The sequence below is a fragment of the Streptomyces sp. NPDC047981 genome (assembly GCF_040653315.1).
Classification (GTDB): Bacteria; Actinomycetota; Actinomycetes; order Streptomycetales; family Streptomycetaceae; genus Streptomyces.
The window spans coordinates 1-24,075 of sequence record NZ_JBEZNQ010000074.1 but is presented as its reverse complement, the minus strand read 5'-3'; the positions used below and the strand labels follow the sequence as shown (position 1 = coordinate 24,075).

Annotated in this window: 26 protein-coding genes and 1 tRNA gene; 10 read left to right on the top strand and 17 right to left on the bottom strand. The window is 71.9% G+C overall.

What is annotated here, in order from left to right; translation table 11 throughout:
* Positions 1-14 precede the first annotated feature (14 nt).
* Both AB0E14_RS31610 and AB0E14_RS31605 read right to left on the bottom strand, forming a co-directional pair.
* Positions 15-1,802 (bottom strand): GTPase, encoded by a 1,788-nt coding sequence (locus AB0E14_RS31610; protein ID WP_362425980.1) that lies wholly within the window; start codon positions 1,800-1,802, stop codon positions 15-17.
* Positions 1,803-1,808: 6 nt separating this feature from the next.
* Positions 1,809-3,413, bottom strand: a complete 1,605-nt coding sequence (locus tag AB0E14_RS31605) for a dynamin family protein (protein ID WP_362425977.1) — start codon at positions 3,411-3,413, stop codon at positions 1,809-1,811.
* 302 nt (positions 3,414-3,715) lie between these two features.
* Between AB0E14_RS31605 and AB0E14_RS31600 the strand changes: the two genes are divergently transcribed.
* A tRNA-Arg gene (locus AB0E14_RS31600) sits at positions 3,716-3,788 on the top strand.
* A 144-nt stretch (positions 3,789-3,932) separates the two neighbouring features.
* On the opposite strand, the gene AB0E14_RS31595 is transcribed toward AB0E14_RS31600, so the two are convergent.
* On the bottom strand, positions 3,933-4,463 hold the full coding sequence (locus tag AB0E14_RS31595; RefSeq protein WP_362425974.1) for a flavoprotein: 531 nt from the start codon (positions 4,461-4,463) through the stop codon (positions 3,933-3,935).
* Between the two features lie 558 nt (positions 4,464-5,021).
* Here AB0E14_RS31595 and AB0E14_RS31590 point away from each other — a divergent pair.
* From AB0E14_RS31590 to AB0E14_RS31580, 3 genes are read left to right on the top strand one after another with little or no spacing between them, the layout of a single operon-like run.
* Entirely contained in the window at positions 5,022-5,693 is a 672-nt protein-coding gene (locus AB0E14_RS31590) for a DUF4097 family beta strand repeat-containing protein (RefSeq protein ID WP_362425971.1), read from the top strand.
* A 51-nt stretch (positions 5,694-5,744) separates the two neighbouring features.
* Entirely contained in the window at positions 5,745-6,740 is a 996-nt protein-coding gene (locus tag AB0E14_RS31585) for an ATP-binding cassette domain-containing protein (RefSeq protein WP_362425968.1), read from the top strand.
* Positions 6,737-7,528, top strand: coding sequence for an ABC transporter permease (locus tag AB0E14_RS31580; RefSeq protein WP_362425965.1), 792 nt, complete (start codon positions 6,737-6,739; stop codon positions 7,526-7,528). The genes AB0E14_RS31585 and AB0E14_RS31580 overlap by 4 nt, the downstream gene beginning before the upstream one ends.
* Before the next feature lie 164 nt (positions 7,529-7,692).
* Here AB0E14_RS31580 and AB0E14_RS31575 read toward each other — a convergent pair whose 3' ends face one another.
* Both AB0E14_RS31575 and AB0E14_RS31570 read right to left on the bottom strand, forming a co-directional pair.
* A complete protein-coding gene (locus tag AB0E14_RS31575; protein ID WP_362425961.1) occupies positions 7,693-8,661 on the bottom strand; it encodes an NAD(P)-dependent oxidoreductase in 969 nt (322 codons plus the stop codon).
* Positions 8,658-9,284, bottom strand: a complete 627-nt coding sequence (locus AB0E14_RS31570) for a ScbR family autoregulator-binding transcription factor (protein WP_362425958.1) — start codon at positions 9,282-9,284, stop codon at positions 8,658-8,660. The genes AB0E14_RS31575 and AB0E14_RS31570 overlap by 4 nt, the downstream gene beginning before the upstream one ends.
* A gap of 122 nt (positions 9,285-9,406) precedes the next feature.
* On the opposite strand from AB0E14_RS31570, the gene AB0E14_RS31565 reads away from it, so the two are divergent.
* Positions 9,407-10,348 (top strand): ScbA/BarX family gamma-butyrolactone biosynthesis protein, encoded by a 942-nt coding sequence (locus AB0E14_RS31565; RefSeq protein WP_362425955.1) that lies wholly within the window; start codon positions 9,407-9,409, stop codon positions 10,346-10,348.
* 169 nt (positions 10,349-10,517) lie between these two features.
* On the opposite strand, the gene AB0E14_RS31560 is transcribed toward AB0E14_RS31565, so the two are convergent.
* The 7 genes from AB0E14_RS31560 to AB0E14_RS31530 form a co-directional block, all read right to left on the bottom strand.
* Positions 10,518-11,345 carry a maleate cis-trans isomerase gene (locus tag AB0E14_RS31560; RefSeq protein WP_362425952.1) on the bottom strand — a complete coding sequence of 276 codons (828 nt, stop codon included), beginning with the start codon at positions 11,343-11,345 and terminating at the stop codon, positions 10,518-10,520.
* 13 nt (positions 11,346-11,358) lie between these two features.
* On the bottom strand, positions 11,359-12,030 hold the full coding sequence (locus AB0E14_RS31555; protein WP_362425949.1) for a transglutaminase-like domain-containing protein: 672 nt from the start codon (positions 12,028-12,030) through the stop codon (positions 11,359-11,361).
* Positions 12,031-12,103: 73 nt separating this feature from the next.
* Positions 12,104-13,222: an acyl-CoA dehydrogenase family protein gene (locus AB0E14_RS31550; RefSeq protein ID WP_362425946.1), complete on the bottom strand. Its 1,119-nt coding sequence runs from the start codon at positions 13,220-13,222 to the stop codon at positions 12,104-12,106.
* A gap of 82 nt (positions 13,223-13,304) precedes the next feature.
* Positions 13,305-13,679, bottom strand: coding sequence for an ectoine synthase (locus tag AB0E14_RS31545; protein ID WP_362425943.1), 375 nt, complete (start codon positions 13,677-13,679; stop codon positions 13,305-13,307).
* A gap of 164 nt (positions 13,680-13,843) precedes the next feature.
* Positions 13,844-14,119, bottom strand: coding sequence for a phosphopantetheine-binding protein (locus AB0E14_RS31540; protein WP_362425941.1), 276 nt, complete (start codon positions 14,117-14,119; stop codon positions 13,844-13,846).
* Positions 14,116-15,585: an AMP-binding protein gene (locus tag AB0E14_RS31535; RefSeq protein WP_362425938.1), complete on the bottom strand. Its 1,470-nt coding sequence runs from the start codon at positions 15,583-15,585 to the stop codon at positions 14,116-14,118. The genes AB0E14_RS31540 and AB0E14_RS31535 overlap by 4 nt, the downstream gene beginning before the upstream one ends.
* 268 nt (positions 15,586-15,853) lie before the next feature.
* Positions 15,854-16,294 carry a MarR family transcriptional regulator gene (locus tag AB0E14_RS31530; RefSeq protein ID WP_362425935.1) on the bottom strand — a complete coding sequence of 147 codons (441 nt, stop codon included), beginning with the start codon at positions 16,292-16,294 and terminating at the stop codon, positions 15,854-15,856.
* 141 nt (positions 16,295-16,435) lie between these two features.
* On the opposite strand from AB0E14_RS31530, the gene AB0E14_RS31525 reads away from it, so the two are divergent.
* The 4 genes from AB0E14_RS31525 (at position 16,436) to AB0E14_RS31510 (ending at position 18,397) form a co-directional block, all read left to right on the top strand.
* Complete coding sequence (locus tag AB0E14_RS31525) at positions 16,436-16,858, top strand: multidrug efflux SMR transporter (RefSeq protein WP_362425932.1); 423 nt, start codon at positions 16,436-16,438, stop codon at positions 16,856-16,858.
* A gap of 62 nt (positions 16,859-16,920) precedes the next feature.
* Positions 16,921-17,238, top strand: a complete 318-nt coding sequence (locus AB0E14_RS31520; protein WP_362425929.1) for a multidrug efflux SMR transporter — start codon at positions 16,921-16,923, stop codon at positions 17,236-17,238.
* Positions 17,239-17,252: 14 nt separating this feature from the next.
* The gene (locus tag AB0E14_RS31515) at positions 17,253-17,732 is read left to right on the top strand and encodes a nucleoside deaminase (protein ID WP_362425926.1); all 480 of its coding nucleotides are present in this window, start codon (positions 17,253-17,255) and stop codon (positions 17,730-17,732) included.
* On the top strand, positions 17,729-18,397 hold the full coding sequence (locus AB0E14_RS31510) for a DsbA family protein (protein ID WP_362425923.1): 669 nt from the start codon (positions 17,729-17,731) through the stop codon (positions 18,395-18,397). The genes AB0E14_RS31515 and AB0E14_RS31510 overlap by 4 nt, the downstream gene beginning before the upstream one ends.
* Positions 18,398-18,516: 119 nt before the next feature.
* On the opposite strand, the gene AB0E14_RS31505 is transcribed toward AB0E14_RS31510, so the two are convergent.
* From AB0E14_RS31505 to AB0E14_RS31495, 3 genes are read right to left on the bottom strand one after another with little or no spacing between them, the layout of a single operon-like run.
* A complete protein-coding gene (locus tag AB0E14_RS31505) occupies positions 18,517-19,476 on the bottom strand; it encodes an amidohydrolase family protein (RefSeq protein WP_362425920.1) in 960 nt (319 codons plus the stop codon).
* A complete protein-coding gene (locus tag AB0E14_RS31500; RefSeq protein ID WP_362425917.1) occupies positions 19,476-20,273 on the bottom strand; it encodes an arylamine N-acetyltransferase in 798 nt (265 codons plus the stop codon). The genes AB0E14_RS31505 and AB0E14_RS31500 overlap by 1 nt, the downstream gene beginning before the upstream one ends.
* Positions 20,273-20,755: a cupin domain-containing protein gene (locus AB0E14_RS31495; protein ID WP_362425914.1), complete on the bottom strand. Its 483-nt coding sequence runs from the start codon at positions 20,753-20,755 to the stop codon at positions 20,273-20,275. The genes AB0E14_RS31500 and AB0E14_RS31495 overlap by 1 nt, the downstream gene beginning before the upstream one ends.
* Positions 20,756-21,109: 354 nt before the next feature.
* Here AB0E14_RS31495 and AB0E14_RS31490 point away from each other — a divergent pair, with 354 nt between their 5' ends.
* Positions 21,110-21,871, top strand: coding sequence for a glucose 1-dehydrogenase (locus AB0E14_RS31490; protein WP_362425911.1), 762 nt, complete (start codon positions 21,110-21,112; stop codon positions 21,869-21,871).
* A 281-nt stretch (positions 21,872-22,152) separates the two neighbouring features.
* Here AB0E14_RS31490 and AB0E14_RS31485 read toward each other — a convergent pair whose 3' ends face one another.
* Together AB0E14_RS31485 and AB0E14_RS31480 are read right to left on the bottom strand one after the other, a co-directional pair.
* On the bottom strand, positions 22,153-23,400 hold the full coding sequence (locus AB0E14_RS31485; protein ID WP_362425908.1) for a Cmx/CmrA family chloramphenicol efflux MFS transporter: 1,248 nt from the start codon (positions 23,398-23,400) through the stop codon (positions 22,153-22,155).
* A 142-nt stretch (positions 23,401-23,542) separates the two neighbouring features.
* Entirely contained in the window at positions 23,543-24,001 is a 459-nt protein-coding gene (locus AB0E14_RS31480; protein WP_362425905.1) for a helix-turn-helix domain-containing protein, read from the bottom strand.
* Positions 24,002-24,075: the final 74 nt, after the last annotated feature.

Sequence of the window (24,075 nt, the reverse complement as noted above, 5' to 3'; positions counted from 1 at the left end):
TGGGAGCCCCGCGCTCACCGCACCCGCGCCCCCGGCCTCGTACCGCCCCAGCGCATGCCGACGGCGCCCAGCCGCGCCACCCGGGCCCCCGAGCGCGTCCCCGACACCGTCACGTACTGGTCGCGGACCTCCCGGTAGCGCATCAACTCGGCCGCGATCGGGTCCAGGACGCGGGCCCGGCCGCACGCGGCCGCCGCCTCCCGCAGCTTCCGCTCGGCCTCCTGCCCGTACCGCCGCGCGGGCCCCTTCACCGCCGCCGCGCACGCCCACTCCACCAGCGGACCGCCGACGATGCCGCCGAGCATGATGAGAACGGGCGGCAGCAGCCCGGGCTCCACGACGCCGACGATCTGGCCGACCAGCCACAGCGCGCCGAAGATCTGCAGCAGCGTCATCAGGACCTGCGCCAGGACGGCCGCGGGCCACCAGGCGGGGCGCGGGGGCCGGGCGGCCGGGTCGCCGATGGTCGCGGTGAGTTCGTCGAGGGCCTCCGGCAGCCCGTCGGCGCCGCGTGCCGCCGCCTCGCGCACCGCCTGCGCCCAGGGTGCCGGCAGTCCGCGCGAGGCGTCGTCGGCGACGACCCGCACCGCCTGCTCGACCCGCTGCCTCGCCGTGAGTTCGTCCTCCAGGGGTGCCTGGAGACGCGGGTCGGTGGAGCCGTGCGCGCGGAGCCGTTCGTACCAGCGGTAGAGGCGAAGCCAGGGCGTGCCGCAGGCGCGGATGGCACCGCGGCGCCAGACGCGTTCGGCGGCCTCGCCCGCCGCGGTGGCGCCGACGGCGACGGCGAGCCGGGCCGCGAAGTCCTCCCGGGCCCGCTCCCCCAGGCCGGTCTGGCCGTCGGAGACGTACGCAGGGCGGAGCCGGGCCGCGGCCGCGTCGACGTCGGCGGAGAGACGGAGCGCGGGCGCGGTCCGCTCCGTGACGAACCGGCCGAGGAGTTCGCGCAGTTCGCCGACGCCCTCCCCGGTGAGCGCGGAGAGCGCGAGGACGGTGGCGCCGGGTTCGCCGTGCTCACCGAGGGCCATGCCGTCCTCGTCGAGGAGGCGGCGCAGGTCGTCCAGGACGAGGTCGGCGGCGTCGGTGCCGAGCCGGTCGATCTGGTTGAGGACCACGAAGGTGACCTCGGCGTGGCCGGCCAGCGGACGCAGATAGCGCTCGTGGAGCGCGGCGTCGGCGTACTTCTCCGGGTCCACGACCCAGATCACGGCGTCGACCAGGGCGAGGACGCGGTCGACCTGGTCGCGGTGGCCGGTGACGGCCGAGTCGTGGTCGGGCAGGTCGATCAGGACGAGCCCCTGGAGGTCCTCGTCGGCCGCCCCGCCCGCCAGCGGGCGGCGGCGGAGCCGGCCGGGGACGGCGAGCCGGTCGAGGAGACCGGCGGACCCCTCGGACCAGCTGAGCGCGATGGGCGCCGAGGTGGTGGGGCGGCGCAGGCCGGTCTCGGAGACGGGGACGCCGGCGAGGGCGTTGAAGAGCGTCGACTTTCCGCTGCCGGTGGGGCCTGCGATCGCGACGACGGTGTGCCGGGCGGAGAGCCGCTGGCGGGCGGCGGCCTCGTCGAGCACGCGTCCGGCCTCGTCGAGGGTGTCGCCGGCCAGTCGCGTACGGGAGAGGCCGACGAGTTCGTGGAGGGCGTCGAGGCGGGTGCGCAGGGAGCCGCCGTACTGCCCGCCGAGCGGCGGAAGGCTGTCTTCCTCGGGGTCGGCCTGTGCCTCCCCGGGCGACTGCGCGGCGGCCCGCTCTGCCGCCCTCCGGGCGATGAGTCCGTCGTCCCAACGATCGTCCACCGTGCTGCTGCTCACCGGTCCTCACTTCTCCTTCTGCAGTACGGAGAGCGCGGCGATCAGCTCCGCCTGCGGCTCGGGGGTCACGTCGAGGGCGTCGAGGGGGGCGATCCGCCGGTCTCGTTCGGTGTGCAGCGCGCGGTCGAGGCACGTGGTGAGCAGCGCGCCGCCCTTGTCGCGCAGGCGCAGGGCGGCCTGGGCGCCGAGGAGTTCGGCGAGCCGCTCGCCGGCGCTGCGGGTGCGGCGGCCGCCGAGGAGGGCCGCGGCGAGCAGGGCCGCGACGGTGTCGGCGTCGGGCGCGGCGGTTCGGGCGGTGCCGGGCCGTTCGGTGGTGCGCAGTTCCTCCTCGGCCAGCTCGTCGAGTTCGCGCCGCCAGCGCCGTACGGTCAGCTCGATCCGCTCGGCCGCCTCGCGGTCGGGGGCGGCGTGGACGGGGCCGAGGGCGGCCGCGGCGGGTTCGCGGCGCCAGGCGTCCCGTACGCGTTCGTCGGCGGCGGCCACCGCGCACTGGAGCAGGGCGGCGAGCGACTCGACGAGGGCGTCGAGCAGTTCGTCGGCGGAGCTGTCGCGGGGGTATCCGCGCCAGCGGGTGCGGGCGTCACCGGCGAGGACGGCGCCGCGCCGCACCTGCTGCCGGACGCGTTCGCCCTGCTCCTCGTACGCCCCCTCGACGGCGCCGCCGAGCCGGACGGCGGCGGCGTACTGGGCGGCGACCGCGGCGGCGAGTTCGGGCATCCGGGAGTCGAGGGAGTCGATGACGCCGGTGGCGGTCCGGCCGACGGCCTGCTGGCGTGCGGCGGGGTCCTGGGCGCGGTGTGCGAGCCAGGCGCGGAGCGGGGCGACGGCGGTGTCGGGCAGCAGCCCGCTGCCGCCGCCCGCGGACTCGGGCAGTTCGGGGATGGTGAAGCGGGGGACGTCCCCGAGGCCGGCCTTGTCGAGCAGGGCCTCGTACTGCCGGGAGACCTCGCCGATGATCTGGTGCGGGACGCGGTCGAGGACGGTGACGAGCGTGGCGTCGTACTCCTTGGCGGTACGGAGGAGGTGCCAGGGGACGGCGTCGGCGTACCGGGAGGCGGTCGTGACCATGACCCAGATGTCGGCGGCGCAGATCAACTCGGAGGCGAGCAGCCGGTTCTCGACGACGAGGGAGTCGATGTCGGGGGCGTCGAGCAGGGCGAGTCCGGGGACGAGGGCGGAGGAGGTCTCGACGCGCAGCGCGTTCTCCTCGGGGGGCTCCTCGGCGGCCTCCTCGTCCTGCTGGGGCAGCCAGACGCGGGTGAGCTGGTTCAGGATGCGCATGCCGGCGAACCAGTGGTGGTCGTCGGGGTGGCAGACGAGCACGGGCGTGCGGGTGGTGGGCCGGAGCACTCCGGCCTCGCTGACCCGGCGCCCCACAAGGGAGTTGACGAGCGTGGACTTCCCGGCCCCGGTGGACCCGCCGACGACGGCGAGAAGAGGGGCGTGGGGGTCCTTCAGCCGGGGCACCAGATAGTCGTCGAGCTGGGCGAGCAGCTCGGCCCGGCTCTGGCGGGCGCGTGGGGCGCCTGGGAGGGGAAGGGGGAGACGCACGGCCGCGACACAGTCGCGCAGGGCGGAGAGTGCGTCGATCAGCTGAGGCCGTTCGTCCAAGGTCACCACATGCGAAGAATGCCCAATTTTGGAGCCTTTTTGAAGCGTATAAGGGCCCTGCGCGCCGACCGAACGAAGGATGACGGGAGCCTCAGGCATAACGAGTGCACAACACCCGGGCCCAGTGGCGTGAAAAACACTGCGGGAATCGCACCTGCCTGCGATTATCGTTCCGCTTCACCGAACCTCCACATCGTGGCACGCAGGTGAAGCAACCGGGCCAAGGGGATCAGAGCCCTATCCTTGACCCAACCGGCCAAGCCCCACCCACCAGGGGCTCCCGGCCACCGATCCACCACCCGGCCCCCGTAGCTCAGTGGATAGAGCAGGTGCCTTCTAAGCACTTGGCCGCAGGTTCGAGTCCTGCCGGGGGCGCACCGCGCGAGACCCTCCTTCGGGAGGGTCTTTTTGCTGGTGGTGGCCGGTTCTGGGCGGTGGGGGCGGGGGCGGACACAGGCCCGGTGCGGCGGTTCGGGGCGGCGAACTCGATGCGCGAAGCCGCTGGAGAGGTACCGCGGGTCATCCCGCCGACGCGCCTCCGAGGAGATCCAGCGCGTCTTCCCAGCGGAACTCCCCCGCGCCGCCGCCGGCCTTCGGTCGATGCGGCTCGTACGGGCCGACCAGGACGCCCATCTCTCGCAGCCGGTCCAGGCTCCGGCCGTACGCCGGGTGGGCGGCCAAGGCGGCGTTCACGTACGGCAGGACCACCGTCGGGACGCCCGCGCCGTACGCCTCGCACAGGACGCCCAGGGCAAGGGTGTCGGCGATGCCCGCGGCCCACTTGTTGATCGTGTTGAACGTGGCCGGGGCGACGGCGATGGCGTCGGCGGGCGGCAGGGGACGCGGGTCTCCGGGGCTGCGCCAGGCGGAGCGAATCGGGTAGCCGGTCCGGGCCTCGACGGCGTCGACGTCCAGGAAGCCGAGCCCTTGCGGGGTGGCTATGACGCCGACGCCCCATCCCTGCTCCTGCGCGGCGGTGATCAGCTTGTGGACGTCGCCCGCGATGCCCGCGGCGCAGACGACGACGTAGAGGAACGGCTGTGCGGTCACGGGGGGACTCCCGGTCGGCGGCTGTAGTGCTGGAGTTGGTGCAGCGTACGTCTCCGGTCAGCGGCGGCACCGTCGGCGACCAGGTCACGGACACCGATCACTTCGGTCCAGGCTCGCCCGGACGCATCCGGGTCCGAGACGTGGAAGCCGAGCAGCGGGACCTCGCCCCTCTCCCCCAACCACCGAATGCCTCCCAGCGCTTGGCCGCTGGTTCGAGTCCTGCGGGCGTACACGGCGAAGGCAGCGGCGGGGTTCGACGGTTGACCGCGTCGGTGCGGGCGGGGGCCACCGGTTCCTCGCCTGCGCACGCCGCACCGCGTCGAAGACCCCTGGGTTGCCGTCCGCATAGCGTTCAATCTCGATCCATTGCAACGCAACGGTTGGGGCTCGTTGCATTGCAATCGATCCCGTTGCAACGAAAAAGCCCTAACTACCTGCGAATACTGGATTCTTGCGCAACAGGCTTGTTGCCACACCTTCGAACGCAACGTAGTGTTTCCCTCATCGGAAACGACGAGCCGGGCAACGGGCCCGGCAACGGAAACCAGGAGAGAAACCATGCAGACCTTCGCCACCACCGCCCCCGTCACCGCCGTCCTCGACATCCCCGCCGGCGTCATCCGGATCGTCGCCGCCGACCAGGCCGAGGCCACCGTCGAGGTCCGGCCCGTGGACCCGGGCAAGAGCCGCGACGTGAAGGCGGCCGAGCAGACCGAGGTCGGTTACGCCGACGGTGTCCTGCGGGTCGAGGTCCCCGAGGCGAAGAACCGGGTGCTCGGCAACAGCGGCTTCATCGACGTGACCGTCAAGCTGCCGGCCGGCTCCCGGGTCGAGGCGAAGGCGGCCGCCGGTGAGTTCCGCTCCACCGGGCCGCTCGGCGACGTCGCCTTCGAGGGACAGCAGGGCACGGTCGAGCTCGACGAGGTCGTCGGCGCCCGGCTCGTCCTCCAGGCCGGTGACGTGTCGGTGGCCCGCCTCGGCGGCTCCGCCGAGATCAGCACCCAGAAGGGCGACATTCGCGTCGCCGAAGCCGTACGCGGCACGGTCACCCTGCGCACCGAGGCCGGCGGGATCACCGTCGGCGCCGCCCGCGGGGTCTCCGCCGCCCTGGACGCCGGCACCGCCCACGGCCGGATCCACAACTCGCTCCAGAACTCCGGTGGCGCCGCCGCCGAGTTGACCGTCCACGCGACCACCGCCTTCGGCGACATCACCGCCCGCAGCCTCTGAGCGCCTGAGCGACAGACCCTCAAGCCGCAGATCTCGACAAGGAGTGACCCCATGACCGACCTCGCCATCTCGGCGACCGGACTGCGCAAGTCCTACGGCGACAAGACCGTCCTCGACGGAGTCGACCTGCGCATCCCCGCCGGATCCGTGTTCGCCCTGCTCGGGCCGAACGGCGCCGGCAAGACCACCGCCGTGAAGATCCTCTCCACGCTCGTCTCCGCCGACAGCGGTGAGGTCCGCGTCGGCGGCCACGACCTCGCCGGCGCGCCGCAGGCCGTGCGCGCCGCGATCGGCGTCACCGGACAGTTCTCCGCCGTCGACGGTCTGATCACCGGCGAGGAGAACATGCTCCTCATGGCGGACCTCAACCACCTGTCCAAGAAGGAAGGACGGCGGGTCGCGGCCGAACTCCTCGAGCGCTTCGACCTCGTGGAGGCCGCGAAGAAGCCCGCCTCCACCTACTCCGGCGGCATGAAGCGCCGTCTCGACATCGCCATGACCCTGGTCGGCGACCCGCGGATCATCTTCCTCGACGAACCGACCACCGGCCTCGACCCGCGCAGCCGCCACAACATGTGGCAGATCATCCGCACACTCGTCGCCGACGGCGTCACCGTCTTCCTCACCACCCAGTACCTGGAGGAGGCCGACGAACTCGCCGACCGGATCGCCGTGCTCCACGGCGGGAAGATCGTCGCCGAGGGGACCGCGGAGGAGCTCAAGCGGCTCATCCCGGGCGGGCACGTACGGCTCCGCTTCGCCGACCCGTCCGCGTACCGGGCGGCCGGCGCCGCGCTCGGCGAGGACGCCGGCCGGGACGACGAGGCCCTGGCGCTCCAGCTCCCGAGCGACGGCAGCCAGCGCGAACTGCGCTCCATCCTCGACCGCCTGGACGCGGCCGGCATCGAGGCCGACGAACTGACCGTGCACACGCCCGACCTCGACGACGTCTTCTTCGCCCTGACCGCAACCGGCTCCACCGGCTCCACCGCCTCCGGCTCCACCACCGCCGGCATCCCCGACCAGCCCAAGGAGGCTGTCCGATGAGCTCCCTCTCCCTCGCCCTGCGCGACTCGTCCACCATGCTGCGGCGGAACCTGCTGCACGCGCGGCGCTACCCCTCGCTCACGCTGAACCTGCTGCTCACGCCGATCATGCTGCTGCTGCTCTTCGTCTACATCTTCGGCGAGACGATGAGCGTGGGCATCGGCGGCGGCGAGCCGGACCGGGCCAAGTACATCGCCTACATCGTCCCGGGGCTGCTCCTGATGACGATCGGCTCCACCACGATCGGCACGGCGGTCTCCGTCGCCAACGACATGACCGAGGGCATCATCGCCCGCTTCCGCACCATGGCGATCCACCGCGGCTCGGTGCTCGTCGGGCACGTCGTCGGCAGCGTGCTGCAGTCCGTGATGAGCGTCGTGCTCGTCGGCGCGGTGGGCGTGGCCATCGGCTTCCGCTCCACCGACGCCACCGTCCTGGAGTGGTTCGCGGCCTTCGGACTGCTCGTGCTCTTCGCCCTCGCGCTCACCTGGATCGCCGTCGGCATGGGCCTGATCAGCCCGAACGCGGAGGCCGCCAGCAACAACGCGATGCCGATGATCCTGCTGCCGCTGCTGTCCAGCGCCTTCGTCCCGCTCTCCTCGATGCCGGGCTGGTTCCAGCCGATCGCGGAGTACCAGCCCTTCACGCCGGCCATCGAGACCCTGCGCGGTCTGCTGCTCGGCACCGAGATCGGCCACAACGGCTGGCTCGCGGTCGCCTGGTGCGTCGGCCTCGCGGTGCTCGGCTACTTCTGGTCGACCTCGAAGTTCAACGACGACCCGAAGTAGTCGCCGTGACCACGCGGGCCGGAACCCGCGACCACCCGCCACGCACGAGAGGGCGGCGTACACCGACCAGCCGTCGGAGTGCGCCGCCCTTTCGCGTGTCGCCTGCGTGTCGCCTGCGTGTCGCCGGGGTTGTCGGCTGCGTGGGGTGCGCTCGCGCGCTCGCGTCACCCCGCCAGGAACGAGCGGTACCAGGGGGCCGCCGCCGCGAGGCGGGTCAGGGGGCCGGGGCCCGGGGGGCAGGAGGTAGTCCGCCAGATGGATTCGCTCGCGTACCAGTGGTCCTGGGCCAGCAGGGAGAACTGCCGCTCGCTGGTTCGGCCCGGCACCGCACGGAGCCGTTCCAGGCAGACGTCCCAGGGCCAGTCGTCCTCGGCCTTGGGCAGGATGTCCAGGGCGGCCAGCTCCGCCATCAGCTCGCCGTTGCTCACCGGCACGGGGTGGCCGGCGTGGTGGACGCCCGGCGGCGGGGCGGCCTCGGACGTGGCCAGAGTGGCCACGAGGCGGGCGAGGTCGTCGACGTCCACGACGGAGAGCAGGCCGCGGCCGCCGTCCCAGCGGGCCGGGACGCGGGCGAGCAGTTCCGCGAGGGCGGGCACCACCCAGCGGTCACCGGCGCCGAGCACGAGGCCCGGGCGCAGGATCGTTCCGCCGGCTGCCAGGACGGGGGCCTCGCCGGCCAGGCGGGTGCGGCTGGCGGGTGAGACGGGGGCGGGCACGATCTCGTCGACCGCGATGCCGCGGTGCGGGCCCGGTCCGTAGACCGCGGCGGTGGAGAGGTGGACGATCCGGTCCACGCCCCAGTGGGCGGCCTCCTCGACGAGGGCGGTGGTGCCGTCGATGTTGACCGCCGCGCACTGGGCCTCGTCGCCGGAGATCCGGGAGGCGAGGTGGATCAGGACGTCGGCGCCGCTCGCCGCCTTCCGCAGCGAGGCACGGTCCGTCAGGTCCACGGACGTCCAGGTCACGCCCTGCGGGGCGGCGGCGGTCACGGTGGCGGGAGCGGCGGTGGCACGGCCCAGGACCCGGACGGAGAGGGGGCGGCCGGTGGCCTGGGCGGTGGAGGTGAGGGTGTGCAGGACGCGGGTGCCGACGAAGCCGGTCGCCCCGGTCAGCACGACGCGCAGAGCGCTCACGTGGCGGCCACGGTGTCGTCGGCGGGGATCCGCAGCTCGGCGATGACGTCGGCGGGGGCCAGCGCGGGCAGCAGACATCGCCACATGTCGCTGATCCGGCGGGGCAGGTCGGCGCGGCCGGTGGCGAGTTGGGACATGACCTGCGTACCGGTGTAGGCGGCGACCAGGAGCTGCGAGAAGGCGGCCACGTCCACGCCGTCGAGCAACTGGCCCATCCCCCGGGCCCGTTCGAACTCCTGGTGGAACCGGTCGGCCCACCACTCGTAGATCGTGTACTCCTGCGGGCCGACGACGCCCTGCTCGACGGCGAGCCGGACGCCGGCCCGCAGCAGGGTGTTGTGCTGCATCTCCACGGCGAGGTAGCCGGTCATGTCCAGAAGCTGCTGGAGGCCGCCCTCCCCCTCGGGGAACTGCAGATCGGCCGCCTGCTCCAGGATGACCGCGCGGGCCAGTCCCTCCTTCGACCGGAAATGGAAGTACACGGCGCCCGCCGTGACGCCCGCGCGATCGAGGATCTTGGTGATGCTCGCACCGAGGTATCCGGACTCGTCGAAGACCTCCGCCGCAGCTCGGAGCACCAGCTCCCTCGTGCGGACCGCCCGTTCCTGCCTGTGTTCCGCCACTGCGCCTTTACCCCGTATACATCGACAAAGAAAAAGAGTGACCACTATCTTATGTGAGCGGCCAGCCACCACACCAGTGTGCAGGTCCGCGATTATCTGGAAACAGTCAGGGGAGAACTGTTGTGCCGCCGATAGAGCTCGCACAGGACCGGACGACCACCGGCACCGTGCCCGTTCCGATGTCGTACACCCACAAGACGAACCCGGCCGAGGTGCTCCTCGTGAGCTGGTGCCGCACCGGGGACGACACCTTCACCGTCACCGCGCGCTGGCCGCGCGAGCACGCCTTCTATCTGGCGCGACACGGCAGGTTCGACCCCCTGTTCATGACGGAGACGGTGCGGCAGACGCTGCCGATGCTCTCCCACGCCGCGTACGACGTCCCCTTCGGGCACCAGCTGCTGTGGAAGGACTTCGGCTGGGACATCGCGCCGGACGAGCTGTGGGCCGACGGCGAGGACGCGTACGTCGAACTCCACATCAGCTGCTCGGACGTGAAGTACCGCAAGGGGCGGGCGACCGCCCTCACCCTCTCCGTCGAGGCCACCCGCGCGGGACGCCGTCTCGCCAGGGCCCGGACCCGGTTCACCATCCAGGACCGGGCGGTCTACGAGCGGCTGCGCGGACCGTACGCCGACATCGCGAGCGCCAACGCGCGCGCCGTTCCGCTGCCGCCGCCGTCCCCGACGAACGAGACGGGCCGGACCCGGTTCCAGGACGTCGTGCTCTCCTGCACCGACGTCCCCCGCCGCTGGCAGCTGCGGACGGACACCTCGCACCCCGTCCTGTTCGACCACCCCGTCGACCACGCCCCGGGCATGCTGCTCCTGGAGGCCGCACGCCAGGCGGCGCAGGCCGCGACCCACCCGCGGCAGACCCTGGTCGCCGGCATGAGCTGCGACTTCACCCGGTACGCCGAACTGGACGCGCCGTGCTGGATCATCGCCAGGCCGCTGCCGGACGATCCGGCCGGGCGGCCGCACGTCCTGGTGACGGCGGAGCAGAACGACGAGGAGATCTTCACCGCGGTCGTCGCGCTGTACGAGGTGCCCGGCACGCTCTGATCGGGCCCTCGCGTGGTGAGCCCGGGCGGCCGTCGGCCGTCCGGGCTCACCCGTGCGTTGATCACGCCGCGTCCGTGGATCGCGCCGCGCGCATGGAACAGGCCGCGCGCGTGGATCAGGCCGGGCCCGTGGATCGCGCCGGGCCCGTGGATCAGGCCGCGTCCGTGGATCAGGCCGCGTCCGTCGGGGCCGGGCGGGAGAAGAGGGCGCCGTACTCGGTGACGCCCGCGCTGATCGCCGTCGCGCCGGCCAGGTGCAGGGCGTGCCAGAAGATCGCCTGGTTGGCGGTCACGACGTGGAAGCCGAGCTCCGCCTCCAGCGGCTTGATGGTGCCGACCGCGCGGATGCCGTTGCCCGCGACCAGGACGGCGTCCGGGCGGTGGGCGGCGACGGTGGTACGGAGCCACTCCGAGAGGTTCTGCGGAGTGATCGCCTTCTGGTTCGACGGCAGCCCGCACGGCCCGTGGTGGACCACGTCGAAGCCGAACTCCCGGAAGTAGTCGGCGCCCTGGCCGGAGAGCTCGTCGTCGAACCACGGCGGGTTCACCAGGGCTATCCGCTGGGCGCCGAGCGCGGTGAACGCGGCCCGGGCGGCCCGGGTCGTGCCGGTGATCGGCAGCTCCCGGGTCACCGGGCGCAGCCGCTCGTACAGCTCCCGCTCCCCCGCCGCCTTCAGCACGTAGCTGGAGGAGGTGAAGCCGAGGGTCAGCGCGTGCAGGGGCGAGGCGGCGAGCTGCTCGACGGCCTGGTCCAGGAAGGGCGGTTCGACGAACGCGCGGACCGGGTCGTGCGGGATCTTCTCGTCCATCTCACCGCCGGCGCGCATCGCCCCGAAGTGGACGCGGGAGCCGTGGATGGAGACCGACGCGGGGGCCATGGCCTGGAGTTCGGCCTCCGGGCCGACGTCGGCGTGCGGGACGACGACGCCGATCCGGATGGCGGCATCCCAGCCGTCGGTGGGCGTGGCGGCCCGGGGGGCCTCGGTGGCCTGGGTCATGGTCGTGCTCTCCTTACTTGGCTTCCTCGGCCAGCCGGCCGCCGGACACCGTGCTGGTGCCGGTGTCGCTGAGGAACTTGGGGTGCCGGGCGCGCATCGATCCGATGACGAAGTCGTACGGGACGTCGTCGAAGGCGCCGTGGTCGGTGAGGAACTCCATGGCGCCCGCGCCGCCCTCGTACGGGTGGTAGAGGCTGTCCTCCAGCCCGTCGAACTCCAGGGCCTCCATGCCGTAGAGCTTGCAGAGCATCTTGTTGAACACCGGGGTCGCCTTGATCCACTTGCCGTCCAGGTAGACCTGGGTGAGGCCGTGGAAGAAGACGTCGCCGCCGATGTGCTCGATCAGCCGGGGCGAGGCGAGGTGGTTGCGGACGTCGCCGTAGACCAGCCGGGAGGGGATGCCGAGGGCCCGGACGGCGGCGGCGTAGAGGGCCGACTTGTGCAGGCAGAAGCCGGACTTGGTGGTGGCGGTGTGGGAGGCCTTCAGTCCGTCGGCGGACAGATCGGCGCCGTAGACCTCGTAGAACACGCCGTCGCGGACGGCGTAGTAGAGCTCGACGGCCATGGTGCGCTTGTCGGAGGCGCGGTCCTTGACCACGTCGTCGATGAAGGTCTGGACGGCGTCGGTCTCGTAGTCGAGGAAATCGGTGGGTCGCGTCAGCCGGTCGTACAGGTCGAGGGTCATCACAGTCGGTTCCCTTGGGATCGTCGGAGGCCGGGGCGGAGGCCCGAGGCAGAAGCCAGGTCGGGGGCCGCGGTCAGAGGCCGAGGAGGGCGGCGATGCGGTTGCGCTGGATCTCGCTCGTGCCGGAGTAGATGGTCCCGGCGACGGAGTCGCGCAGTTCGCGCTCGACGCCGTGGCTGGTGAGGACGCCGCGTCCGCCGTGGATCTGGACGGCGTCGAGCGCCAGCCTCAGATTGGCCTCGGAGACGACGGTCTTCGTGGCGGCGAGGTCGATGGCCGCGTCCTGGCCGGCCTCCACCTTGGCCCCGGTGTCGCGCAGCCACTTGCGCGCCGTCTCCAGGCTGATCTTCATGTCGGCGATCTTGTGGGAGACGGCCTGGTACGAACCGATCGTCCGGCCGAACTGCGTACGGGACTTGGCGAAGCGGATGGTGTCCTCGACGCGGCGGGTCATCTCGCCGAGCGTGATCGAGAAGGCGAAGAGCACTTCGCGCTTCATGACGTAGTCCAGGACGCGGAAGCCGGCGCCCTCCCGGCCGACCCGCTGGGACACCGGGACGCGCAGCCCGTCGAAGGCGAGCGTGCCGATCGGGCTGGTGCGCAGGCCGATCTTGTCCATGGCGGGACCGACGGTCAGCCCGGGCGTGTCCGCCTCGACGAGCAGGGTGGTCAGTCCGAACGGGCCCGGAGCGCCGGTGCGCACGTACAGCAGGAAGAGGCCGGCGACCGGGGCGTTGGTGATGAACATCTTGCTGCCGTCCACGACGTAGTGGTCGCCGTCGAGGACGGCGGTCGTGGTGGAGTTCATGGCGTCCGAGCCGCCGGACTCCTCGGTGATGGCGTGGGCGGTGATCACGTCACCGGCCATGATCCGCGGCAGGTGGCGCCGCTTGAGCTCCTCGCTGCCGAACTGCTGGAGCGGGACGCCCACGGAGACGATCTGGGTGGACGTGGAGAAGGACAGGCCGGCGTCGCGGGAGGTGTGACCGAGGCCCTCCAGTACGCGCATGGTCTCGGTCAGGGACCGGCCGTGGCCTCCGTGGTCGGGGTGGAAGGGGGTCCGCAGGATTCCGGAGTCCTGGACGGCGGGCCACTTGTCGGACGGGAACGCGCCGGCGCGGTCCAGGTCGCCGAGGTCGGCGTTGAGTTTGTCGGCCCACGGGGTGGCGAGGTGGAAGAGGTCGTCGGTCACAGCCTGGTCCTTGTCACATCGGGTGGGAAGGGGTGCCCCGGGGCGGCGGCGGGGGCGGGTGCCGCCCCGGGGGCGGGGCGGCTCAGTACTGGGAGAAGCCGTCGGCCGACAGCTTGTGCTTCTCGTCGCCGACGATCGGCGGGTTGAAGACCGAGATGAGGTGCAGGTCCTCGTAGTCCGACGCGATCAGGTAGTGCGGGTCGTGCTCGTCCAGGGCGTAGATGGTGCCGGGCGTGATCTTGTGCCGGGTGCCGTCCTTCTCGACGACCTCGCCGGAGCCGGCGACGCAGTAGCAGGCCTCCAGGTGGTCGCGGTACTGCAGCGCGCTGGTGGTGCCCTGCCGGACGAGGGTCACGGCCACGGCGAAGCCCATGCCGTCGGTCTTGGTGAGCAGGCGGTGGCTGGTGCCGTTGCCCCACTGGACGGGGACGACGTCGTCGACGCTGCGGGTGAACATGCGGGTACTCCCTCAGGTGTGGTGTGCGGGTGTGGTGTGCGGGTGTGCGCGCGTGCCATGAGCGGTGAGCGCGTGCGGTGCGCGGATGTGCCGTGGCGCGGTGGAGCGGAGGGCGCCGGTGGGGCGGGGCGCCCGTCGAGCGGCGCCGGTGGAGCGGGGTGGTGTCAGGCCGCCGTGGCGGGGGCGTTCTCCCGGACGAGGCGGGTGATCGCGGTGAGGGTCCGGAAGTCGTCCGGGCCGAAGTCGATGTCGTCCACGGGCACGCCGTAGCGGCTCGCGATGTGGGAGATCAGCCGGACGAGGCCGAGGCTGTCGATCACCCCGGAGTCGATCAGGTCGTAGTCGTCGGTGAGGTCCGAGGAGTCCTCGCCCGCCAGGAACTCGGTGACGAGGTACGTACGGATCTCCGCGGTCACGTGGGTGGCGCCGGTCTCGCTCATGCGGTCTGGGTCTCCTTCATGCGGTTGTTCCTGATGAGGTTCCGGTCGGGCTTGCCCGTCGACGTCCGGGGCATCGGGGCCTCCGTGACGTGCACCGAGGACGGGATCGCGTGGCGCGGGAGGTGCTTGCTGATGTGGGTCCGCAGGCGCAGACCGGTCAGCGCGGTGGCCGGGTGGCGGGTGACGTGGGCGTGCAGGCGGACGCCGGTCTGCTCGTCGGGCAGGGCCACGACGACGGCCTCGGCGACGTCCGGGTGGGCGGCGACGACGGTCTCGACCTCCTGGAGGTTGGTGCGTACACCGCGCACCTTGACCTGCCAGTCCGCCCGGCCTTCGAGGGTGAACAGGCCCTCGTCCGTACGGGAGACGATGTCGCCGGTGCGGTAGTAGACGTGGCCCTCGCGGACCGTGAACGCCTGCTCGTTCAGGACGGACCTGAGGTAGCCGGCGGTCTGGAACGGGGTGGAGACGAGGAGTTCGCCGGTTCCCGCGCCCGTGACGGTCCGTCCTTCGGCGTCGACCACGAGGGCGCGCACCCCGGCGAGCGGGCGGCCGATCGGCTGCGCGGCGGCCGTGTGCGGGTCGATGGCGTGGAGGAAGGAGTCGTTGGTCTCCGTGCAGCCGAAGATGTTGTGGAACCGGGCGTTCGGGAACGTCCGGGTCATCGGCTCGAGGAGCTCGGGGGCGAGCGAGTCGCCCGTGGTGATGAGGGTGCGGACGGCGGTGAACTCGGGGCCGTCCTGGACCAGGAGGCGGTGCAGCATGGGCACGCCCTGGACGAAGGTGACGCCGTGGCCGCCCACCAGGCCCTGCAGGTGGGGGGCTTCGGTGGCCCGGTCCTTCGGGACCAGGACGACCTGGGCGCCGAGCCGCAGGAAGGTCCAGACGTCGAGCAGGGCGAGGTCGAAGTTGAGCGGGGCGTAGGAGAGCGCCACGTCGTCCCCGGTGAGCGCGAACTCGGCGGTGGCCCAGTCGGCGAAGGCGTCGAAGCCCTCGACGGGGATCGGCACGATCTTCGGGGTGCCGGTGGAGCCCGAGGTGGTGAGCAGGAGGCGCGTGCGGCCGGCGTCCGCCCGGTCGAAGCCCTCGGCCTCCACCGCGTTGGCGGTGACCGCCTCCGCGGTCAGGGCGCCGTCGGCGGCGACGGTGAGGCTGTGGGACGCGCGGGCCTGCTGGGCCAGCCGGGTGCGGGCGGCGATGCCCAGGTCGGGCGAGGGTGCGAGGGCGATCAGGCCCTCGTGGAAGACCGCCGTCAGAAGGGCGATCGTCTCCGGCGTCTTGTGGGCGGGGACGCAGACGGTGCTGCCGGCCGGCAGCTCCAGGCGGCGCAGCTGCTCGCGGAACTCCCGGGTGAGGTCACCCAGCTCGGCGTAGGTGAGGGTGCGCCGCTCGTACGAGAGGGCGACCCGGTCTGCGCGGTCCCGGCTGTGGGCGTCGATGGATGCGGCGAGATGTGTCGATGGCACGGCGGTCTCTCCCCCGAGACGGTCGAGTCGTTGAGATCAAGCGATCGAACGAGATCAGTGCTTCTGGAGCACGTAACTTGCATCGTCATGCATGGACATCGCTGAGCGACGGACGATGCGAGAAGCGGGAACCGCGTTCTCGTTACGCTTGATCATGCAACGAAACCACCCCTGGCGCGCTATGCCGAGATCCCGCGATTGACAGCGCGTCAGGGGTTGGGGGAGAGTGCCGAACCGACTCTGTCCGCAGGCGCGGACGTGGCGCCCGTCAGGCGCCGGCGGCGCGCAGCGACTGCACCGTGGAGGCGTACTCGGGATCGGCGGTCAGCGCGTTGAGCGCCGAGGAGAGCACGTCCGCGTAGGTCGTCCGGGCCGCGGCGACCCGCTCGCGCCCCTCGTCCGTGATCACCGCGTAGACCCCGCGCTTGTCGGACGGACACAGGTCCTTGAAGGCGAATCCGGCCACTTCGAGCCGCGCGACGAGGCGCGTCACCGAGGACTGGCCGAGACCGACCCGTTCGGCCAGGTCCTGCATGCGCAGCTCGCTGTCCTCGGCGTGGGTCAGGGATTCGAGCGCCCGGAACTCCGAAAGGCCGATCCCGTGGCGTCGCTGGAGCGCCTGCGCCAACTCCCGTTCCACGCGGGAGTGCAGGACGAGGAGGCGGCTCCAGACCACCTGGTCGGACGACGCGGTGTGGGTAGCGGCCATAAGGTGACGCACCTTTCATGGAGACGTTGACAACAGGGTACATGCTCATGCAACCTCATGGGCGCCGCGTCAGTCCGTCATCAGCCGGCTACGCCTTCTAAGAACTTGCACGGACAAACAACTTCCTGGAGAGTGAGTTCCATGACGTCCCCCTCCCCGCAGGCAAAGCCGCAGAACGCCAACGTCGGCTGGGCCTGGCTGCTGTTCTCCTCGCTGTTCGAGATCACCTTCGCGCTCTCGACCGAGGCCACCGACGGGTTCACCAAGCTCGGCCCGTCCCTGCTCACCGTCGCCGCCGCCTCCTGCGGCATCTTCACGCTCTCCATGGCCCTGAAGACCGTGGACGTCGGTGTCGGCTACACCGTGTGGGCCGGTATCGGCGCGGTCGGCACCGTCGTCTTCGGCACCCTGATCTACGACGAGAAGATGACCATCTGGAAGGTGCTCGCCTTCATCCTGATCATCGGCGGCGCCCTCGGCCTGCGGATCTCCGACAACGTCGCCGCGAAGAAGCAGGCCGCGCTCGAGGCCGAAAGCGCCCCCGCGGCCCAGCCCGTCGGCTGACCCTCGGCACCCCTCCCCGACTTCCTCCGCTCCGTCCCACCTTCCCGAAACGAGTCACCACCATGACCTGGGTCTACCTCGGCATCGCCATCGTCTTCGAAGTCCTCTTCGCCCTCGGCACCAACGCCACCAAGGGATTCACCCGCCTGTGGCCGTCCGTGCTCACGCTCTCCGCCGCCGCCGGCGGCATCTACACCCTGTCGCTGGCCCTGCGCGAGCTCGACGTCTCGGTCGGCTACACGATCTGGACCGGTATCGGCGGCGTCGGCACGGTCATCTGCGGCGCGATCATCTTCAAGGAGAAGATCACCCCCGCCCGGCTGCTCTCCTTCGCGTCCATCATCGGCGGCGCCGTCCTGCTCCGCCTGACCGCCGTCTGAGCGGCGCGCACGTCATGACCGACATCGACGCCCTGCTGCCGCACGTCCACGAGGCCGTACGGATCAGCCGGGAGCACGTGGCCAAGGGCGGCATCCCGTTCTCCGGGATCGTCGTCCAGGACGACCGGGTGCTCGGCACCGGGTTCAACCGGGTCCGCGAGGACCACGACGCCAGCGCGCACGCGGAGGTCGTCGCGCTCCGCGAGGCGGCCAGTCGGGCCGGGGTGTTCGCCGTCGCCGGCTCGACCCTGATCGCCTCCGGCGAGCCCTGCGCCATGTGCTACATGGTGGCCCGCTACTTCGGCGTGGGGCACATCGTCTTCGCCGCCGACCGGAAGACCGCCGGTGCGTACGGCTTCGACTACGGAAGCTCGTACGGGATCTTCGCGACCGACCCCACCCAGTGGCCGATCCGGGTCACGCACGCTCCGGTCGAGGGGCACGAAGTGCCGTTCCAGGAGTTCCTGACCGCGCAGAAGGGCGGCGTCCGATGACCGAGCAGTCCGCGGAGCCGGTGAGGATCCAGATCTGGTCCGACTACGTGTGTCCCTTCTGCATGCTCGCGGAGGGGCCGCTGGAGGAGGCCACCGAGGGCCTGGACGTCCAGGTCGAGTGGAAGCCGTTCGAGCTGCGGGAGCACCCGAAGCCCACGCTCCGCCCGGAGGACCCGTACCTGCCGGACATCTGGAAGCGGGCCGTCTACCCGATGGCCCGGCGGATGGGCGTGGACATCACGCTGCCCACCGTCTCGCCGCAGCCGTACACCCGGCTCGCGTTCGAGGGCTTCCAGTACGCGGCGGACCACGGCAAGGGCGACGCGTACACCCGGCGGATGTTCCGGGCCTTCTTCCAGGAGGACCTGGACCTCGGCGAGATCGAGATCCTGACCCGGCTCGCCGGTGAACTCGAGCTGGACCAGGAGGAGTTCCGTACGGCCCTGGAGAAGGGCACGTACACCGCCCGGCACCAGGACGCGCTCAGGGAGGCCGCCGCCCACCGGGTCCAGGTCGCCCCGACCTTCCTGATCGGCGACATCCGCGTGGAGGGAGTGCCCTCGGCGCCCCAGCTGCGCAAGGCGATCCTGGACGCCCAGGCACGACAGCGGGAGCAGCGGGACGAGTCGTTCGGCGCCGCGTGCGGCGTCGACGGGGTCTGCTGACCGCGGCAGGGCGCACCGAGCGAAGGAGCCGGCCACCTCCCCCGAGGCGGCCGGCTCCTTCGTGCGCGCGGTACGGGCGGCGGTACGGGCCGTGACACGGGCCGCGGTACCGCCCGGCGCTACTTCCCGGCGAGGCGCGGGAAGAGCTTCAGCGCGTTCTCACGGCCGATGGCCGTGCGCTGCTCGGCGTTCCAGCCCGCGTACGTCCCGAAGCCCTCGACGTTCTCCGTCGTGTGCGCGGCCGGCATGAACGGGAAGTCGCTGCCGAACAGGATCCGGTCCGGCGCGGCGAGTTCGGTGAGCGCGGGCAGGGCGAAGCGGTTGGCGGACATCGCGATGTCGTAGTACAGCCCGCGCAGCGCCCCGACGACGTCCTTGGGCGCCCGCTCGGTCAGGTACTTCCCGATCGTCGGCCCGTAGGTGAGCCGCTGCGCGAGGAACGGCAGCGTGCCGCCCGCGTGCGAGACGATCAGCTTCAGGTGGGGCAGCCGCTCGAGGGTGCCGCTGAAGAGCAGGTCGACGACCGTGCGGGTGGTCTCGAAGGTGAAGTCGTAGAGCGAGGGCGGCAGGTCGAAAGTGGCCACGTCCTTGGCCGGCGGGGTGCCGGGGTGGACGTGCACGGGCAGGCCGCGGTCGGCGATCTCGGCGAGCAGCGGCTCGAACTCGGGGTCGCCGAGGTACCGGTTGCCGTAGCTGGTCAGCAGTCCGACGCCGTCGAGGCCGAGCTCGTCGATGGCGTACGTCAGCTCGTCCTTGGCGGCGGCCACGTCGGGCAGCGGCAGGATCGCGAACGCGCCGAAGCGGGCCGGGTGTTCGGCGATGAGGGCGGCGTAGTACTCGTTGACCTCACGGGCCAGGCGGCGGGCCTCGGCGCCCTGGGCGAAGGTGACGCCCGGTGCGGTGACGGAGAGTACGGCGGCGGCGATGGAGTGCCGGTCCATCACCTCCAGGGACGCCTCCGGGCTCCAGGTCGGGTAGTCGACCCCGGGGATGGCGACCCTGTCGCCGAGCGCGGCGCGGTAGGTCGGCGGGATCGCGTGGTGGTGGACGTCGATGAGTCCGTCGGTCACGTCGTGCATCAGTGTTCTCCGTCGTTCGGGAGGTCCGGCAGGGCGTCGAGTGCGATGCCGAACCAGGTGCGGTAGGCGGCGCGGACGGCGTCGTCGTCGGCCAGCTCCTCCTTGGTCCTGACCCCGTTCTCGGTACGGGTCAGGGTCCGGCCCGCGAGGGTGACCCGCCCGCCGGGGGTGGGCATGGAGCAGACCTGGCGGGCCAGGAACGGCGAGTCGTCGGCGCTGCGGAACCACCACATCGTGGGGGCGAAGTCCGCCAGTTCACGGCCGCGCAGTTCGAGGCGGTACTGCAGTTCGCCGTCGCGGTGGAGGTCGAGGTCGCCCTTGGGGGCCTCGACGAGTTCGAAGGTGCCCTGCGGGTCCTCGTGGGGCGTGCCCGGGCGCAGCGGCAGCGGGGAGCGGAACGCGTGCCCGTAGCCGACGTCGGCCAGCCACGGGTCCGCGCTGTCCTCGGTCCGTACGCGCAGGCACAGGTGGCCCAGGAGCGGGCCGAACACGCCGTCCTCCAGGACCCGGGCGCCGAGCGGCTCCACGTCGAAGCCGAGGGTGGCGAGGAGGGTGAAGAAGGCGCCGTTGAGTTCGTAGCAGCAGCCGCCCCGGCCGCGCCCGACGATCTTCTCCAGGGCGGGTTCACCGAGCCCGATCGGCAGGCTCGGGCGGCCGAAGGCGAAGTCGATGTTCTCGAACGGGATGCTGAGGACATGCCGTTCGTGCAGATGGGCCAGGGCCTCGCCGTCGAGACGTTCGGGGCGCTTGGCGCCGATCCGGTCGAGGTAGGCGTCCACGGTGGTCGCGTCGAGCATCAGACGTACTCCGCCGCGTACTTGGCGACGATGGACTGGGCCTTCTCGACGTCGGCGGCGTACTGCTCCGCCTCGGGCGCCGGGACACCCTCCTCGGCGGCCACGCCGAGCTCGGTGAAGAAGCGCTCGAAGCCGGCCGGGGTGAAGATGATGAGCATCTTGCAGGGCTCGTCGCCGATGTTCTTGAAGGCGTGCACCTTGCCCTTGGGAACGAAGATGAACGCGCCGGCGCCGACGACCTGGCTGGTCTTCTCGTTGGAGATCTCCAGCTCGCCGTCGATGAGGTAGAAGGCCTCGTCGCTGTCGTGGTGGATGTGGAGCGGCGGTCCGCCGCCCGGTGGCACGAGGGCTTCGATCAGACCGAGCGAGCCGTGCGTGTTCTCCTTGTCGGCCTTGATCGTGTAGTGGTCACCGAACACCCAACGGGCCGGTCCGGCCTTGGGCGGGATGTAGACGATGCCCTCGAATTCCTCGAAGCTCAAGGTGTTCCCTTCTCCGCGGGCGTGCGCGTGCTCCCTCCACTCCATCCGGCGAACGGCCGCGCCCGCATCCCGTGTTCACGGGGTTTTCCCTGGTCACTCCCGTGAATACGTGATGGCTCGGCGGCCGCGCGCGGCCATCGTGGTGCGTGCGCGCGGACGCGCGTAGGGCCTGCCCGGCGGATCAGGGTCGGTCAGGGCGCGGCGTCTGGTGCGGTGCATCGCAAGGCGCCGGAGCGTCTCGATAGCGGAGCTATCGGGGCGTTTCGGCAACGCGGCGAGGTGCCGTGCCAGACGCCGCGGCCCCGGCCATGATCCGCCGGGCGGGCCCTAGGCACCGAGGATGGGATGAGGAACATGACTGGTCGCTTCACCGGCAAGGTGGTGCTCGTCACCGGGGGCGGGTCCGGGATCGGGCGCGCCACGGCCTTGGCCTTCGGCCGGGAGGGCGCCACCGTGGTGGTCGCCGGGCGCACCGCCGACCGCCTGGTCGAGACGGTCCGGCTGATCGAGAAGGAGGGCGGTACGGCCGGTCACGTCACGGCCGACATCGCCGTCGAGGCGGAGGTGGAGGCGCTGGTGCGGACGGTCGTGGAGCGCCACGGCCGGCTGGACGTCGCCGTCAACAACGCGGGGTACCTGCCCGAGCCGGCCGGTCTCACGGAGCTCGCGGAGGCGGACTTCCTGCGGACCCTGGAGATCAACCTGCTGGGCACCTGGCGGTCGTTGAAGCACGAGATCCGGCAGATGCGGGAGCAGGGCGGCGGCACGATCGTCAACGTGGGTTCCGTGGTCGGCGCGCACCTGACGATTCCCGGGGCGGGCGCGTACGGGGCGAGCAAGGCGGCCGTCGCTGCGCTCGGGCGCAGTGCGGCGCGGGAGTACGCGGCCGACGGCATCCGGGTGAACACCCTCAGCCCGTCCTCGATGGACACCCCGATGTCCCTCCTGGAGAACGAGACGCCCGAGGAGCGGGTGGAGCGCGCCAAGGGGATGTTCCCGCTGGGGCGGATCGGCTCGGTGGAGGAGGGCGCCGCGGCGGTGCTGTACCTGGCGTCCGAGGAGTCGGGCTTCGCGCTCGGCCACGACCTCGTGATCGACGGCGGCATCACGGCCTGAGCGGGCCCGGCCCGTCACAGACGGAACCGTGCCCCGGTCCGCAGGGGGGAGTCAGCGGACCGGGGCACGGCGTTCTCGGGGTGGGGCCGTTCGGCCCGGGTGTGAGGCTCAGGTGCGGTACGGCGCAGGCCCGTACGGTTCAGGCGGGATGCGTCTCAGGCCCGTACGGTTCAGGCGGGATGCGTCTCAGGCCCGTACGGTTCAGACGGGTACCGCTCAGGCCCGTACGGTTCAGAGACGGGTACCGCTCAGGGCGCGGCCGGCTCGGGCGGGCGTACCGCTCAGGCGTGCCCGGCGCGGGCGGGCCGGCCGTCCTGGTCGAGGTCCTTGCGTCCTGCGGCCCCGCCGGAGGCGACCACGGTGCCCTCGGCGGCACGGCGGTTCCGGTACTGCAGGTGGCCCGCCCACAGCGTGCCGAGCAGACCGGCGGCGGCCAGCGCGGCGCCGACCCAGGCCACCGACTCGAAGCCGAACCCGGCGCTGATGGTCATGCCGCCGAGGGCCGGGGCCAGGGTGTTGCCGACGTTGAAGGCGGAGGTGTTGGTGGCGCCCACCAGGGTCGGGGCGCCGGGCGCCACGACGAACACCCGGGACTGCAGGATCGGGTTGGTCACGTACCCGGCGAGGCCGAGGACGAAGATCAGGGCGACGGTGACGACGGTGTTCTCCGCGAGGACCGCGAGCAGCGCCGAGGCGACGGCGAGGACTCCGGTGCCGAGCGCCAGGGTGCGGATCGGGTAGGCCTCGGCGGTCCGGCCGCCGATGACCATGCCGAGCAGGCCGCCGAGGCCGAAGAGCGCGAGGAGGACGGGCACCCAGCCCTCGGCGAGACCGGTGACGTCGGTGAGCAGCGAGGCGAGGTAGCTGAAGGTGACGATGACCGCGCCGAAGGAGAAGGCCGTCACGGCGTACGACAGCCACAGCTGGGGCCGTGCCATGGCACGCAGTTCGGCGCGGACGGTCCGGGCCTCGTCGGCGGAGCCCTTGCCGCCCGGGATGGCGAACACCGAGCAGGCGAGGCTGACGAGGGTGAGCACGGCCACGCCCCAGAAGGCGGCCCGCCAGCCGGCGAACTGGCTCAGGACGGTGCCCGCGGGCACGCCCACGATGGTGGCCAGCGTGAGCCCACTGGCGACCACCGCGACGGCCTTGCCCTTGGCGTTGGCCGGGACGAGGGCGACGGCGGTGGCGACGGCGACGCCCCAGAAGCCGGCGTAGGCGAGGGCGCTGATGACCCGGGTGGCGAACAGGACGCCGTAGCCGGGGGCCAGCGCGCCGACGATGTGCGCGGCGATGAAGACGGCCTGGAGCGCGACCAGGGCGGTGCGGCGGGGCCACTTCAGGGTGGCGACCGCGAGCAGCGGAGCGCCGACGACCATGCCGATGGCGAACGCGGAGATCAGCAGACCGGCGTCGGGGATGGAGACACCCAGGTCGTCGGAGAGGTTGGGGAGCAGCCCGGAGAGCATGAACTCCGATGTGCCTTGGGTGAAGATTCCCAGGCCGAGGATGTAGACGGCGAGGGGCATGGAGTGCCTCCAAGGGCGTGGGTGTGGCGCGGTGTTGGGGTCCGGTCGCGAGCGGAGCGCGCCGACCACGTGGCGACGCTAGCACATTTTGGAGCGCCTGCTTCAAAATGATGGCACGGCGTGCCCCGGCCGAATTCGGGTCTCAGTTACGCCAGTTGTCGGGCGCGTTCAGCCGCCACAGGAGTACGGCGGTGTGGGCCCGCTGCCGGTCCGAGGGGTCGCTCAGCGACATCGCGAGGACGCGCTCGGCGCGGGCGACCCGGTGGGCGACCGAACTGTGGTGCAGCGAGAGGAGTTTGGCCGCCTCGCGCAACGAGCGCGTACGGCAGACGGCCTCCAGGGTCGCCAGCATCTGCGGACCGTCCGGTTCGGCCTCCAGGCGGGCGACCGCGCTCACGTCCGGGTGCGCGAGCGCCGCGTCCTCGGGGATGTCGGCGAGCAGGACCTGCGCGCCGAGCCCGGCGGCGTCCACCACGCGGGGCCACGTGGGCCCCAGGCCCGCGAACCGGGCCGCGCGCCGGGCCTGCGCCCAGGACTCCGGCAGCCGCTCCGGCGCGACCGCGGGACCGAGGCCGACGGCCACTCCGGGGCCGGGGCGCACGGCACCTCTTTCGCTCGATCGGCCGTGCGGCCGTCACCAGGCGTAGAAGCCGGTGAGATAGGTGGGGAAGACGG

Excerpts from the sequence above, each read along its gene's own strand:
- AB0E14_RS31590 (WP_362425971.1), top strand. The coding sequence starts at position 5,022 with ATGCAGACCTTCGCCACCACCGCCCCCGTCACCGCCGTCCTCGACATC.
- AB0E14_RS31585 (WP_362425968.1), top strand. The coding sequence starts at position 5,745 with ATGACCGACCTCGCCATCTCGGCGACCGGACTGCGCAAGTCCTACGGC.
- AB0E14_RS31580 (WP_362425965.1), top strand. The coding sequence starts at position 6,737 with ATGAGCTCCCTCTCCCTCGCCCTGCGCGACTCGTCCACCATGCTGCGG.
- AB0E14_RS31560 (WP_362425952.1), bottom strand. The coding sequence starts at position 11,345 with ATGACCCAGGCCACCGAGGCCCCCCGGGCCGCCACGCCCACCGACGGC.
- AB0E14_RS31555 (WP_362425949.1), bottom strand. The coding sequence starts at position 12,030 with ATGACCCTCGACCTGTACGACCGGCTGACGCGACCCACCGATTTCCTC.
- AB0E14_RS31545 (WP_362425943.1), bottom strand. The coding sequence starts at position 13,679 with ATGTTCACCCGCAGCGTCGACGACGTCGTCCCCGTCCAGTGGGGCAAC.
- AB0E14_RS31540 (WP_362425941.1), bottom strand. The coding sequence starts at position 14,119 with ATGAGCGAGACCGGCGCCACCCACGTGACCGCGGAGATCCGTACGTAC.
- AB0E14_RS31530 (WP_362425935.1), bottom strand. The coding sequence starts at position 16,294 with ATGGCCGCTACCCACACCGCGTCGTCCGACCAGGTGGTCTGGAGCCGC.
- AB0E14_RS31525 (WP_362425932.1), top strand. The coding sequence starts at position 16,436 with ATGACGTCCCCCTCCCCGCAGGCAAAGCCGCAGAACGCCAACGTCGGC.
- AB0E14_RS31520 (WP_362425929.1), top strand. The coding sequence starts at position 16,921 with ATGACCTGGGTCTACCTCGGCATCGCCATCGTCTTCGAAGTCCTCTTC.
- AB0E14_RS31515 (WP_362425926.1), top strand. The coding sequence starts at position 17,253 with ATGACCGACATCGACGCCCTGCTGCCGCACGTCCACGAGGCCGTACGG.
- AB0E14_RS31510 (WP_362425923.1), top strand. The coding sequence starts at position 17,729 with ATGACCGAGCAGTCCGCGGAGCCGGTGAGGATCCAGATCTGGTCCGAC.
- AB0E14_RS31505 (WP_362425920.1), bottom strand. The coding sequence starts at position 19,476 with ATGCACGACGTGACCGACGGACTCATCGACGTCCACCACCACGCGATC.
- AB0E14_RS31500 (WP_362425917.1), bottom strand. The coding sequence starts at position 20,273 with ATGCTCGACGCGACCACCGTGGACGCCTACCTCGACCGGATCGGCGCC.
- AB0E14_RS31490 (WP_362425911.1), top strand. The coding sequence starts at position 21,110 with ATGACTGGTCGCTTCACCGGCAAGGTGGTGCTCGTCACCGGGGGCGGG.
- AB0E14_RS31485 (WP_362425908.1), bottom strand. The coding sequence starts at position 23,400 with ATGCCCCTCGCCGTCTACATCCTCGGCCTGGGAATCTTCACCCAAGGC.